This window comes from Neisseria sicca VK64 (genome assembly GCF_000260655.1).
In the GTDB taxonomy this organism is placed as follows: domain Bacteria; phylum Pseudomonadota; class Gammaproteobacteria; order Burkholderiales; family Neisseriaceae; genus Neisseria; species Neisseria sicca_B.
Map to the genome: position 1 here is coordinate 1 of NZ_AJMT01000136.1, position 12,730 is coordinate 12,730.

Genomic DNA, 12,730 nt, shown 5'->3' on the forward strand with positions numbered 1-12,730 from the left:
AACACCTTGGACCTCACCCGCATTTGCCAGCAATGCCTGCCCCGAAACATAAGGTGCCGACTGAAGCACCTCTTTGCGTCCTTTAATAATCTCGCGCAGACTCTCCCAGCTTTTACCGTTACCGTTATCGTAATAACCCATTTCGGCATGAGGAGCCACTTTCAAAAGCTGCCCCCGTATGTCTCTCTGAAAGCCCGCCATGACAGACAATACGACAATCAAAGCCATCACACCGAGTGCAATACCCACAATAGAAATGACGGTGATAAACGACATGAAGCCATTGCGTTTTTTTGCCCGCAAATAGCGCAGTCCTATCCAAGTCTCTAAAGAAGCCATTTATATGCCTCATCCGTTTGTCAAAAAACGCCTATTGTACCGTAAAACCGACAGGTCGTCTGAATACGCCGAAACGACCGAGAATAGAGACATCGCAATTTGTAAACCAAAGTCTTCTTATTCAGGGCTACCGTAAAATCGGTCGAAAAACTTGCACAATCATCTATTCGGCCTTATTCTGAAATCGCGGTAAAGTTTACCGCCATCAAAAAGGAAAACCATTAATGAACATCACAAAATTCTTAGCATTATCCGTTGCCGCTGCCGGATTGGCATTCAGTGCAAATGCGTATGCGGCTAAGGAGATTAAAATCAGTTCAAACAATACGTCCTATTCCGCTGCCGACGTGCAAAAACTTGCCGCAACCGCAGTCGGCATGGGTGTTAAAGAACCGGTCAGCCTGACCGCAGGCAGCGGTGTCGTTACCGTGTCCGGCAGCAGCGCCACCAAATGTGCCTTTAAAGTAGGCAGCGGCGACACTCCGCAAATTCAAGGCGTAAGCTGCAAATAACCGGCTTTGTTTGAAATAAGGTCGTCTGAAACGCGTTTTCAGACGACCTTATTGTTTATTCCTTGATTGCGCGCCTTTCATAAACGGCCTGCGCCAAAGTTCCAGCATCGACATATTCCAGCTCCCCACCCAAAGGGATGCCTCTGGCAAGACGGCTGACTTTGTATGGAAGGTTTTTAAACAATTCTGCCAACACATACGCCGTCGCATCTCCTTCGGCAGTAAAGTTTGTTGCAATGATGATTTCTTCGACATCAGCGTTCTGCAACCTTGCCACCAGTTTGTCCAATGCGATGGCGCTCACATCCATCCCTTGCGCGGGACTGATTTGCCCCATCAGCACAAAATACAAACCGTCATGGCAATTGGCAGTTTCCATATTGGAAACATCTGCCGGCATATGGACGATCATCAGGCGGTGTTTGTCGCGCGATTCGTCAGAACAGATATCACACAAACTCCCTTCGCAAAATGTGTTGCACATCCTGCAATGCTGGACTTGCTTTAATGCGTATTGCAAAGCATCAACCAACTCCTGCGCCTGCTCCCGCTTGCTTTGCAGCAATTGATGCGCCATGCGCTGCGCGGATTTCGGACCGACATTGGGTAAAATTTTCAAGGCATTAATCAGCCGCGTAAAAGCATCGGGAGCTTTGCTCATGGTATTCAGACGACCTCTAACCGAAAAACAAGGAAAATCGGGATGTGTATAGTAGTGAAATCACTATATATAGTGGATTAACTAAATCAGGACAAGGCGACGAAGCCGCAGACAGTACAAATAGTACGGAACCGATTCACTTGGTGCTTCAGCACCTTAGAGAATCGTTCTCTTTGAGCTAAGGCGAGGCAACGCCGTACTGGTTTAAAGTTAATCCACTATATATTGATGGGGCAAGAAAGGCTGATTATATAATGAAAACGGTCGGATTTTCTCTGACCGTTTGATTCTGTTTAAGGCAGACGGGCAATCATGTTTGCCATCATTGCCGCCTACCTGTTCATCACCAGCTTACTCTGCTGAATTATCAACTTTTTGCGCACCTTGCTCGCGCTTGATTTCCTTGCTGAAATAACGCAGCAATGCGTCAAAAATGTTGGCAGACTGCTGTTGCGCCAGCATTTGTTTGGCAGCAGGCACTTGGGAAGCGATATTTTCCGGCGCGGCAATATTTTGTACTTCAACAATTACAGGAGCCGGCATGCCTTCCAGCAGCATGGCGTATGCAGGTTTGCCATTTTGCGGACGGGCTTTAATCAGTTCGTTATACGCTTCGGGTGCCATGGTCCGGCGTGCATCTTGCGCACTCAATTTCGATACTTCCGACCATTTCAAGTCAACTGCCTTGCCTGCCTTCAAAGCCTCGATGGCTTCTTTGGCTTTTTTATCGGCCAGTTTTGCGGCTTCACTGCGCAGATAAGCCAAACGCACTTCTTCTTGAACGTCAGCGAAAGGTGCGGTTTTTTCTTCCCTGACTTCTTTGACACGAATAACCCAAACCGTATCTTTGTCCATGGAAATCAAATCGGAATTGTGTTTTTTCTTCAACACATCTTCACTAAACGCAGCATTAATCAATGCATCGGGCAAACCTGCCGCTTTACCGTTGGCTTGAGTCAACCAATCTTGATCCAGGCTTTCCAGTTTCAGATTTGTTTTCTTGGCAACATCCGCCAGGGAAGTTGGCGTATTAAATGCTTCTTCAGAAAGCTTTTCTTTGGCCGAATTGAATTCGGAAGCAGCTTTTTTCAGCTTCAAATCGGCTTCGATACGGGCTTTTTCATGTTCTAAAGACACTTTGTCTTCGATATTCAAAACTTGGACGATATCGTAGCCGACCGGTGTTTGAACCACATCGCTGATTCCGCCTTTAGGCAGCGAGAACGCCACGTTTTCCAAATTCGTACCCAAGCCGCCGTCTTTAGACAGATAGCCTAAGTTGCCGCCTTTGGAAGCAGATGCGGTGTCTTTTGAATATTTCTTCGCCAGATCAGCAAAATCGGCCGGCTTGGCTTTCAGCTCTGCCGCAACTTTGTCTGCTTCGGCTTTGATTGCCGCGCGTACCGTTTCATCGGCATCTTGAGGCACCGGGAAGAAAATGTGGGCAATTTCACGGCGGGGCGAAAGATGGGGCGCCTGCTCGTCAAATGCTTTTTTCACTTCATCTTCGCTGACGGTCTGTTTGTCCGCCAAATCTTTGGCACTCAGGGCGATGTATTCCAATTTCACGCCTTGCGGAATCAGATAATCTTTTTTGTGCGCCTCATAATATGCCTTCAATGCGGCATCATCGACTTTTACTTGAGAAACAAAGGATTCAGGATTGAATGTTACCGAACGGATATCGCGGGTCGCCTGAGTCAGCTTAATCAGCTGCTCTGCTTGCGCATCGCTGATAATCGCACCGTTTTGCACCAAATTGATCAAACTTTGCAACGCATACCGTTCGCGGATGTCGGCGACAAACTGGTCTTCCGTCATATGGCGTTGGCTCAGGAAGTTTGAAAAGATCTGTTGGCTGAATTTACCGTTTTGGTCGTGAAAGTTAGGATCATCCACGATCAGTTGTTTAAGCTGCTCTTGGGAAACTTCCACACCCATCAGCTTGGCACCTTCCTTCAGATAGGCGCGTTGAACCAAAGATTGGAATACGGCTCCCCGCGACGGGCTTTGACCTTGAAGCTGCTCACCTTGCAACTCATTATTCAAAGAATACTCACTGATTTTTTCATCCCCTATTTTGACGATAAAATCAGAGCCGGGCGCAGCAACCGTGCTGACACCGAAGCCGACGAAGGTCAGCGCAATCAGACCCAACAAAATCTGGGCCGGAGTTTTATATTTTTCAACGGTATGGAACATATTATCTGAAGACGTAATGGTTAAAATAGCAAACGCGCATTGTAGCGCGTTTTGCCTTGTTATGCACTCTTGGCAGAACGCTGTCCCTACTTATTTTTCAGACGACCCCATCCTGCCGTATCGTGTTATTTTGAAAAAATTTCTTGGTAGTTTTCTTCGGAAAAGCCGACGAAAAACCGCCCTTCCTTTTCCAAAACCGGCCGCTTGATGATGCTGGGCTGTTCCGCCATCAATCGAATCGCGCCATCGGTAGTAGTCGCAGCTGCTTGGGCTTGCCCATCCAGCTTGCGCCACGTCGTACCGCGTTTGTTCAATAAAACCTCCAGCGGTATCTGCTCCAACCATTTGCTTATCGTGTCAACTTGCGGCGGGCTCTTTTTAAAATCCACAAATTGAAAATCAACACCATGTTCTTCCAACCATTTGCGGGCTTTTTTCACCGTATCGCAATTGGGAATGCCGTATAACTGAATCATCTTGAAATCACTCTCTATCCTAAAGAAAAAGCGCCGTCATTTTAGCCGATTTTCCTTTTAATCAGAACAAAATGGGTCGTCTGAAACCTTTTCAGACGACCTCTGTACGCTTTTCCTATACTCAACGGCTTTTTTCATCAAGCGTTTGTTCTTATAATATCGAACTATTCCATTGCTACCCGACAAAGGATTCCACATGCAAACCCGCCTGCCATTTTTTGGTGTCGTCCGAGTCAGCGGGGAGGACAGAGCCTCCTTTCTTCACGGCCAATTATCCAACGACATCAACCATCTGAACGAAAATACCGCATGTTATGCCACTTACAACACCCCGAAAGGACGCGTGCTGGCAAATATGATTGTCCTCAACCGAGGAGAAGACTTGCTGCTGATTATGGCGCAGGATTTGATCGAAGCCATTGTCAAACGGTTGCGCATGTTTGTCCTGAGAGCCAAAGTCATCTTTGAACCGCTGCCCGATTTTGCCGTCGCAGGCGAGCTGGACGAAACTGCCTCCCCCGCTCCCGCAGGCGAACCTGCCCTATCCTTTCCTGCCCAAGCAGACAATGGGGTATACACCATTACCCTGCCCCATTCAGGTCGTCTGAAAATCGGCGAAGCCGGGCTTCTGCCCGAATATGACGCGGCAGCCGAAAACGCTTGGAATCTGCACGAAATCCGCAGCGGCTACGCATGGATTTCGACGGCGACCAAAGAAACTGCCGTTGCCCAAATGCTCAACCAACACATCATCGGAGGCGTACATTTCAAAAAAGGCTGCTATCCGGGACAGGAAATCATCGCCCGTGCCCAATATCGCGGACAAGTCAAACGCGGACTGGCGGTTTTGCGGGGCGATTCGTTGGAAGCAGCAGGCGTTGCCGTTCAAAACGGAGGCGAAGAAGCTGGACAAATCATCAATACCGCGCTGACCGATACCGGCAGCCTGAGTCTTGCAGTTATCAAATTTTCCGCAGCACACGCCGATTTGACCGATGCCGACGGTAATGATTTAAAACAAGAAACCTTGTTCTTTACAGTGGATGCTTGACGCGCAGCGATCGGTCAATCCTCCATCTTATAGTGGATTAAATTTAAATCAGGACAAGGCGACGAAGCCGCAGACAGTACAGATAGTACGGCAAGGCGAGGCAACGCCGTACTGGTTTAAAGTTAATCCACTATAAAAAGGTCGTCTGAAAACGCAACATAGACAATCCCGGCGTTTTCAGACGACCTTTTTTCAATCCTTCCTTATTTCTGCCAATACGTTTTCACGTTCACAAATTCATACAACCCGAATTCAGACAATTCCCGTCCGTAACCGGAAGCCTTGACGCCGCCAAAGGGAAGGCGCAGGTCGCTGCTGGTGTGGCGGTTGATAAAGACCGAGCCTGCTTGGATTTTTTCGGCAAACGCCCAAGCGCGGCGGGTATCGGCGGTATAGATACTGGCGCCCAGTCCGTAGGGCGTATCGTTGGCAAGGGCAACGGCGTGTTCCTCGTCCTTCGCCCGCAAAATCATGGCAACCGGCCCGAAAACCTCTTCATTCCAAACGCGGCAGTCAGGATTCACTTTGTCCAATACGGTGGCGGGGTAAAACCAGCCCTTTCCTTCGGGAATGAAACCGCCCGTCAGAACCTGCGCACCGTGTGCGACTGCGTCCTGTACCTGAGCGTGTACGTTTGCGCGCAAGTCTTCGCGGTGCAGCGGGGCGAGTGTGGTCGCAGGGTCTTTGGGATCGCCTGTTTGCAATTTGGCGCATTCGGCAAGGAACAGGGGGATGAAGCGCTCGGCAACGGCTTCGGTTACGACGATTCGTTTGGCTGCGTTGCAAGACTGACCCGCGTCACGGAAACGCGAATAACAAGCTTCGACGGCGGCGCGTTCGAGATCCGCATCGGGCATGACAATGAAGGGGTTGCTGCCGCCGAGTTCGAGGACGGTTTTCTTGAGGTGCATTCCCGCATGGGCGGCGAGCAGGCGGCCGGTCTGTGTCGAGCCGGTAAACGCCATCGCATCAGTGTCTTCAATGGCTTTCAACGTATCGTCGTTGTCCAGCCACGCACCAATCAACGGGAGGTCGTCTGAAACCAGTTCCAACAGTGCAGCGCTGACCCTTGCAACGCTGGGTGCAGGTTTGACGGCACAAGCGTTTCCCGCGCACAGGGCAGGAATAGCAAAACGCAAAACCTGCCAGACAGGATAGTTCCACGGCATGACGGCAAGCACAACGCCCAACGGCTCAAAACGCACCTGACTGAGGCTCGCCTGCGTAGCAATGGTCTTATGCGCCAGCAATTCGGGGGCAAGGCGGACGTAATATCGGATGAGCTCGACGGATTTATCCAGTTCGGCACGGCATTCATGCAGGCAGCGTCCGACTTCTTCGCAAACCATTTCCGCAAGCCGCTCCTTGTTTTGCGCCAAACGCTCGGCAAAGGCTTGCAGCAAAGCAGTCCTCCCGGTAACGCCCAACCGCGCAAACGCCTGCTGGCGCAACTTCAACGCTGCCAATTCTTGTGCAAACTCTGCATAACCCTGCGCAGGACGGCGGCAAAGGGTTTCGCCGGTATAGGCGTTGATGCTGTGAAACATGGTTCGGCTCCTTTGTATGTCGGTTTTATTTTAGGTCGTCTGAAAATTAAGACGTTCTTTCAGACGATGTTTGTTCATCAAAGATGGCGCGATTATATAGCAAACTCGGATAAAACATCTCCACACAGTCCTTTCCGGACAGACAACCCAGACTAAAAGGAATTTATGTCATTCGCTAATAACGCTTAAATTTTGCCATTCCCATCCCCTGATTTTGTAGAAACTGCTGAATTTATCGAGGAATCAGCCGTCTTGTTCTGACCACCCAAATGCCGCACCTTCTGAATAACGCGCCTTGATTAAATCCTTTTAATGAAAAAGAAAAGAGAAAGTAATAAAAAGAATACTGCCAACTTTAAACAAAATACTGAGTTAGAAGCTAATATTGCAAGTAAATTCACATCCTTCGTTATTTTTTTGTTTGAATAAAATATATCATTTTTGTAATACGAAACTAAAACGCCATTTAAAAAGTTTGTTTCATTGGGGTTTAATAATAATATTTTTGCATTTGTTATAGGGAATCTTTTATTTATATTTTCCATTTTACATAAATCATCAAGTCCGTAACAAGATAGCCAGTATGATCTTAATCCTGTTTCAAGCTTAATCTTTCTTTCTCCTCTATTAGGGGAGGAAATCAGCATTGTTGCCTCATTGAAAGATTGCTCCTCACCTTTAAAATTCAAGCCATAGGGAGCAATAAAAATACCTGCCAAAAGAATGCAAAACAACGAGAAAAATAAAGAAATAATATAATATTTAAATTTCATGTTTAACCTATATATGAAAAGACATGGTAAATAAAATTTGGCTGAAAATACAATAAAAGGTCGTCTGAAAATATTCAGACGACCTTTTTGATATTTTCAAAAAACCTGATGTAAAGGCCAAACTATTCGACTCGTCTGAAACTGAAGTTCTGCGTCGCAAGCCAGCACACGCCTGAGCCGATGCAGACCATAATCGCGCCCTGCCAAAACTGTACAGACAGGGGCGCATTGAGCAGGACGGAGGAAATGAGAGCAGAAAAAATGGGAATGAAATAGGAAGCGCCTGCCAAAACGGTCATATTGCCGCATGAAATGCCGATGTTCCAAACCGCATAGCCCAATCCCATGCAGGCTGCGGCGGCAACGGCATAAAGTATGGCGCCGGTATCGAAATGAAGGCTGCCGTAGCCGCCTGCGAAATATTTTGCCCACAGGATGCAGGAGACGAGGAGGAAGAAAAAACCGACGGCATTGCCCTGCGCTTTGGTTCTGGCGGTCAGGGTGCAGTATGCCGCCCAAAACAGCGCGTCCAACAATGCCATGATGTAACTGAGCGGATTGGTTCGGACGTTGCCGATAATCTCGGGCAAAGAGAATCCGCTGTCACCGCCTAAAACGGTGGCGATGCCTATAAACGAAAGGGCAAAGCCTATGCCTATCCACCATTTTGCCGGCTGCTTGTTAAACCAAACCGCGCCGATGATGGTAAACGTCGGCCAAAGATAATTGACCATGCCGACTTCGACCGCTTGGCGTGCGTTGTCGGCAAAACCGATGGAAAGAGACAGGCACAATTCGCAGCCGACGAAAAAAATGCTTGCCCAAAAAAGGTAGCTGCGGCTGAACTGCCGCAGATTCGGCAATCCGAAAATAGCCAAGAGCAACAAAGTGGAAAGGCTGTACATCACCGCCGCACCGCCGACCGCCCCCATGTGCAGGCTCAAGGCGCGTATCAACCCGACGACGGAACTCCAAAAGGCCACGGCAAGCAGACCTATGGATGTGGCTTGATTGGGGGTAAATGCGTGTTGGAGCAGACGGTTCATGATGTGTTGTGTTGGAATTTGTTTTATTGTGTAATTTTTTGATATTTTACGCCTCCTGTTTGCATAATCAAGAGGAAAGGTCGTCTGAAAACACGACTCCGTCATCATTTCTTTCTCCCTCTCCCAATCCAGAATATAACGAAATCGCATTAAATTAAAACCAAGCATTCTTTCCGTTTTTCAGACGACCTGTTTACAGTATCGCCACTGTTTTCAGAAAAATCACCATTCAACCAAACAATTAAAGCCGCGCAGGCAAACATTCTGCCTCAAGCAGCCGTCCGCACAAAGGAACCGATATGACCCCAGCCAACCCGCTTCCCACCGAACTTTCCGCACAACTCGCCGCCCTCTCGCCTACACAGCTCGCTTGGCTTTCCGGCTACTGCTGGGCGCAAAGTCAAGGGGCGGCGGGCGGTTTGGGTGTTTCCGCAGCTCCCGCCGTTGCAGCCCCCGCGCGACGCGTGTTGGTCTTATCCGCCTCACAAACGGGCAATGCGCGCGGCGTGGCCGAATCTCTTCACGCCAAACTCAAAAACGTCGGCGTAGAAGCCGTATTGAGCAGCGCGGGGGACTTCAAAAGCAAAACCCTGCCCGATGAAGACATCGTGTTATTGGTAACATCCACGCAAGGCGAGGGCGAGCCGCCCGAAGAAGCCCTGCCGCTGTATAAATTCGTCTTCGGCAAAAAAGCCCCCGATTTGGGCAAACTCACTTTTGCCGTTTTAGGTTTGGGCGATTCTTCCTATCCCAATTTCTGCCAAGCGGGCAAAGACTTTGACGCCAAATTTGCCGAACTGGGCGCACGTCGTCTGAACGACTTGGGCATCTGCGATTTAGATTTCCAAAGCGCCGCTGACGCGTGGATAGAAGCCGTCGTCCCCCAAGTCGCCGAGCTTGCCGCGCAAACCGCCGCAGCATCCGTTGCAACCCCTGTCGCCCCTCAAACCGCAGGTACTGTCTATACCAAAGACAAACCCTATACCGCCACCCTGTCCGTCCGCCAAAAAATCACGTCCCGCTCCGCCGAGAAAGACGTAGAACACATCGAAATCGACCTGTCCGTCTCCGGACTGCACTATCAGGCAGGCGACGCATTAGGCGTACTCCCGCTCAACGCTCCCGCTTTGGTTCAAGAAATCCTTGATTTGCACCAATTAAGCGGCGAAGAAAAAATCCGCCTTTCAGACGACCTCGAAACCGACATCCGCACCGCCCTGACCGAGTCCGCCGACATCACGCAAAACACGCCGGCACTCGTGCAGCAATACGCCGAATTGTCCGGCAGCGAAGAACTCAAAACCACAGCCGCCGACAAAGCCCGATTGGACGCCTACCTCGCCGCCACCCCGCCCGTCGGCGTCTTCGCCGCCCATCCCCATCCGCTGGACGCGCAAACCCTGTTCCAACTGTTCCGCCCCCAAACCCCGCGCCTTTACTCTATCGCCTCCGCGCAAGACGAAGTCGGCGAAGAAGTCCACCTGACCGTCGGCGTCGTCCGCTTCGAACACCACGGCAACACCTACACCGGCGCAGCCTCAGGCTATCTGGGCGAACGTCTTGAAGAAGGCGGCGAAGTACGCGTCTTCGTCGAACCCAATCCCAATTTTCGACTGCCCGCCGACGGCAACACCCCCGTCATCATGATAGGCGCAGGCACAGGCATCGCCCCCTTCCGCGCCTTCATGCAGCAACGCGCCGCCAACGGCGACAACGGCAAAAACTGGCTCATCTTCGGTAACCAACGCCTCGCCGACGACTTCCTGTACCAGCTTGAATGGAGCGATTACCGCAAAGACGGCATCCTCACACGCGCCGACTTGGCATGGAGCAGACAAGGCGAACACAAAGTCTATGTCCAACACAAAATTGCCGAACACGCCGCCGAAGTCTGGAACTGGCTGCAACAAGGCGCACACCTCTACGTCTGTGGCGACGCCACCCGCATGGCACGCGACGTAGAAACCGCCCTGCTCGACGTCATCGAAACCCAAGGCAAACTCAGCCGCGACGATGCCGAAGACTATCTCAACGAAATGCGCGAAGACAAACGCTACCAACGCGACGTTTATTGATACCGCCCCAAACAAAAGGTCGTCTGAAAAGCTCAAATCGGGTTTTCAGACGACCTTTCGCATCATCAAGCCATTTATAGTGGATTAAATTTAAATCAGGACAAGGCGAGGTAACGCCGTCCTGGTTTAAAGTTACCACTATATCTCGCTAAACAAAGCAAACCATTCAGACACACCTTCCACCGCTTATCCCATTTTCTTTACCCATTATCTCAACCCAGCTAACATACAAAATTCATCGTCATTTCCACCCAACATAAAACCCGATTTATTTGTTACAAACCGCATCAGGAGATGATGAACATCGAAAAAGTACAAAGAAGATTATCAATAATGAAGACATTCAATAGAAAGCTGATTGTATTAGCGGGTTTGCTGGTTATAGCGGCATGTACAAATCAATCAAACTTAACCCTGAATGGAAAACAAAATGTCCAAACTGCTAAAACCAAGCAGAAAAATTCACCTCTCCTTCATTTTGAATGCCATCCCTCCGAATATAAATTTAATACACTCCCAGAAATCCCCCCACCTTTACCTAATGTTACAAGTATACCAATCAGTTTAGCGCAACAGAGAAAATCGACTTTTAGAGATGAAGCCAAACGTCTCTCTATCCCTATGAACAAAGAACTGATTGTTCCCAAATTGCAGAAGTTAGGCTTTATAGAAGACAGTAGTAACGAAATCTATGAAAAAAATTTCGGAAAGAAAAATATGTATGATACTGTTGACTATAATGAAAATATTTTTTCTATAACTATCACTTTAAAAGACATTGTCAATCAAGGGTGCCCATATGATATCGATATTTATCATATAAATAATGAGGTAAACGGCGTAGAAATATTGATTGGAAACGATGGATTCATCTTAAAAGACACCACCATTCCCGATTTCGTTATCTCTACCATTAATCATAAACACAAGCCTGAAAACCTGTTTAAAAACCTGTTGGACAAACATATCCAAAACATCGAAGCCTTTAAACAGAAACAGCCGCTTAATGGAGAGCTGATCAGTACGCGTACTGTATACGATGGCATTACCTATGAAATCAACTCATTTGGTGGAGGTAGGAGAACAATACTACAAATCTATCGATATAAAACCTGAAAGAAAGCCCATAACTGATTACAACAAAAACCAAATAAAGAAAGTGAAATCATGGAGATAGTCAATAAAAGGCTGATGGTATTGGCGGGTTTGCTGATTATGGCGGCATGTATCAATCAGCCGAATTTGACGCAAGATAGAATGCAAGATGCAGAAGCCGTTAAAACCGCAGCTACACCGCATTTTGAATGTCATCCTTCCGAGTATAAGTTTAATACGCCTCCTCGGCTCCCGCCTGCAGACCCTGCGGCATACCCGCGATATGAACCTACGCATTTCGAGGCAGTTAAACGCCTGTCTATCCCCATGAACAAAGAACTGATTGTCCCCAAATTGCAAGAGTTAGGCTTTATAGAAAACAGCAATAACGAAATCTTTAAAAGAAATTTCGGGAAGAAAAACATGTATAGCGCCGCTAACTACCTTGCCAATCTTTTTTCTGTAACAATAGTTTTAAAAGACTTTGCCAATCCGGAATGTCCGTATAGTGTCAACATATATCATGTCAATAACAAGGTAGACGGTGTGGATGCTGTGATTGGAAACGATGGACTTATCTTGAAAGACACCACTATCCCCGACTTAATCATTTCTACCATCGACCATAAAAACAAACCGGACAACCTGTTTAAAAACCTGTTGGACAAACATATCCAAAACATCGAAGCCTTTAAACAGAAACAGCCGCTGAATGAAGAGCTGATCAGTACACGCGCCGTGTATGATGGCATTACCTATGAAATCAATTCTTTCAAGGGCGGCAGGTCAACCAATCTGCAAATTTATCGATATAAAGACAAGTCAAACAAAAAATCTCATTAAAACACGGGAGCCAACCGCTCATGACACAGGTCGTCTGAAAACCTCAAACCGACAATATTGCAAACGCGGCAATCGGTTTCGCAATGCCAAAACTGTGTTTTCAGACGACC

General features: G+C 48.3%; 12 protein-coding genes. 5 read left to right on the forward strand and 7 right to left on the reverse strand.

What is annotated here, in order from left to right; genetic code table 11:
- The coding region (locus HMPREF1051_RS07995) for an ABC transporter permease (RefSeq protein WP_003767001.1) at positions 1–339 on the reverse strand (339 nt) is incomplete at its 3' end.
- 224 nt (positions 340–563) lie between these two features.
- Here HMPREF1051_RS07995 and HMPREF1051_RS08000 point away from each other — a divergent pair.
- Positions 564–851, forward strand: coding sequence for a hypothetical protein (locus HMPREF1051_RS08000; RefSeq protein WP_003760695.1), 288 nt, complete (start codon positions 564–566; stop codon positions 849–851).
- Between the two features lie 55 nt (positions 852–906).
- Here the strand turns inward: HMPREF1051_RS08000 and recR are convergent, their stop codons facing one another.
- The 3 genes from recR to HMPREF1051_RS08015 all read right to left on the reverse strand — a co-directional run bounded on the left by recR (position 907) and on the right by HMPREF1051_RS08015 (position 4,190).
- The gene (gene recR / locus HMPREF1051_RS08005; protein WP_003760697.1) at positions 907–1,512 is read right to left on the reverse strand and encodes a recombination mediator RecR; all 606 of its coding nucleotides are present in this window, start codon (positions 1,510–1,512) and stop codon (positions 907–909) included.
- A 351-nt stretch (positions 1,513–1,863) separates the two neighbouring features.
- Entirely contained in the window at positions 1,864–3,714 is a 1,851-nt protein-coding gene (locus HMPREF1051_RS08010) for a SurA N-terminal domain-containing protein (protein WP_003766954.1), read from the reverse strand.
- A 125-nt stretch (positions 3,715–3,839) separates the two neighbouring features.
- Positions 3,840–4,190 (reverse strand): ArsC family reductase, encoded by a 351-nt coding sequence (locus HMPREF1051_RS08015; RefSeq protein ID WP_003766906.1) that lies wholly within the window; start codon positions 4,188–4,190, stop codon positions 3,840–3,842.
- Between the two features lie 196 nt (positions 4,191–4,386).
- On the opposite strand from HMPREF1051_RS08015, the gene HMPREF1051_RS08020 reads away from it, so the two are divergent.
- A complete protein-coding gene (locus HMPREF1051_RS08020; protein WP_003766924.1) occupies positions 4,387–5,241 on the forward strand; it encodes a YgfZ/GcvT domain-containing protein in 855 nt (284 codons plus the stop codon).
- 203 nt (positions 5,242–5,444) lie between these two features.
- Here HMPREF1051_RS08020 and HMPREF1051_RS08025 read toward each other — a convergent pair whose 3' ends face one another.
- The 3 genes from HMPREF1051_RS08025 to yddG form a co-directional block, all read right to left on the reverse strand.
- Positions 5,445–6,788: an aldehyde dehydrogenase family protein gene (locus HMPREF1051_RS08025; protein ID WP_003766959.1), complete on the reverse strand. Its 1,344-nt coding sequence runs from the start codon at positions 6,786–6,788 to the stop codon at positions 5,445–5,447.
- 299 nt (positions 6,789–7,087) lie between these two features.
- A complete protein-coding gene (locus HMPREF1051_RS08030; RefSeq protein WP_036492552.1) occupies positions 7,088–7,561 on the reverse strand; it encodes a hypothetical protein in 474 nt (157 codons plus the stop codon).
- A gap of 122 nt (positions 7,562–7,683) precedes the next feature.
- Positions 7,684–8,607 carry an aromatic amino acid DMT transporter YddG gene (yddG, locus tag HMPREF1051_RS08035; RefSeq protein ID WP_036492555.1) on the reverse strand — a complete coding sequence of 308 codons (924 nt, stop codon included), beginning with the start codon at positions 8,605–8,607 and terminating at the stop codon, positions 7,684–7,686.
- A gap of 299 nt (positions 8,608–8,906) precedes the next feature.
- Between yddG and HMPREF1051_RS08040 the strand changes: the two genes are divergently transcribed.
- From HMPREF1051_RS08040 to HMPREF1051_RS08050, 3 genes are all read left to right on the forward strand, one after another.
- Entirely contained in the window at positions 8,907–10,682 is a 1,776-nt protein-coding gene (locus HMPREF1051_RS08040) for an assimilatory sulfite reductase (NADPH) flavoprotein subunit (RefSeq protein ID WP_003766997.1), read from the forward strand.
- Between the two features lie 294 nt (positions 10,683–10,976).
- Positions 10,977–11,798 (forward strand): hypothetical protein, encoded by an 822-nt coding sequence (locus HMPREF1051_RS08045; protein ID WP_231286294.1) that lies wholly within the window; start codon positions 10,977–10,979, stop codon positions 11,796–11,798.
- A 51-nt stretch (positions 11,799–11,849) separates the two neighbouring features.
- Entirely contained in the window at positions 11,850–12,620 is a 771-nt protein-coding gene (locus HMPREF1051_RS08050) for a hypothetical protein (protein ID WP_003766956.1), read from the forward strand.
- Positions 12,621–12,730: the final 110 nt, after the last annotated feature.

What these genes read in the sequence shown, in the direction of transcription:
- HMPREF1051_RS08000 (WP_003760695.1), top strand. Translation starts at nt 564, where the DNA reads ATGAACATCACAAAATTCTTAGCATTATCCGTTGCCGCTGCCGGATTG.
- recR (WP_003760697.1), bottom strand. Translation starts at nt 1,512, where the DNA reads ATGAGCAAAGCTCCCGATGCTTTTACGCGGCTGATTAATGCCTTGAAA.
- HMPREF1051_RS08010 (WP_003766954.1), bottom strand. Translation starts at nt 3,714, where the DNA reads ATGTTCCATACCGTTGAAAAATATAAAACTCCGGCCCAGATTTTGTTG.
- HMPREF1051_RS08015 (WP_003766906.1), bottom strand. Translation starts at nt 4,190, where the DNA reads ATGATTCAGTTATACGGCATTCCCAATTGCGATACGGTGAAAAAAGCC.
- HMPREF1051_RS08020 (WP_003766924.1), top strand. Translation starts at nt 4,387, where the DNA reads ATGCAAACCCGCCTGCCATTTTTTGGTGTCGTCCGAGTCAGCGGGGAG.
- HMPREF1051_RS08025 (WP_003766959.1), bottom strand. Translation starts at nt 6,788, where the DNA reads ATGTTTCACAGCATCAACGCCTATACCGGCGAAACCCTTTGCCGCCGT.
- HMPREF1051_RS08030 (WP_036492552.1), bottom strand. Translation starts at nt 7,561, where the DNA reads ATGAAATTTAAATATTATATTATTTCTTTATTTTTCTCGTTGTTTTGC.
- yddG (WP_036492555.1), bottom strand. Translation starts at nt 8,607, where the DNA reads ATGAACCGTCTGCTCCAACACGCATTTACCCCCAATCAAGCCACATCC.
- HMPREF1051_RS08040 (WP_003766997.1), top strand. Translation starts at nt 8,907, where the DNA reads ATGACCCCAGCCAACCCGCTTCCCACCGAACTTTCCGCACAACTCGCC.
- HMPREF1051_RS08045 (WP_231286294.1), top strand. Translation starts at nt 10,977, where the DNA reads ATGATGAACATCGAAAAAGTACAAAGAAGATTATCAATAATGAAGACA.
- HMPREF1051_RS08050 (WP_003766956.1), top strand. Translation starts at nt 11,850, where the DNA reads ATGGAGATAGTCAATAAAAGGCTGATGGTATTGGCGGGTTTGCTGATT.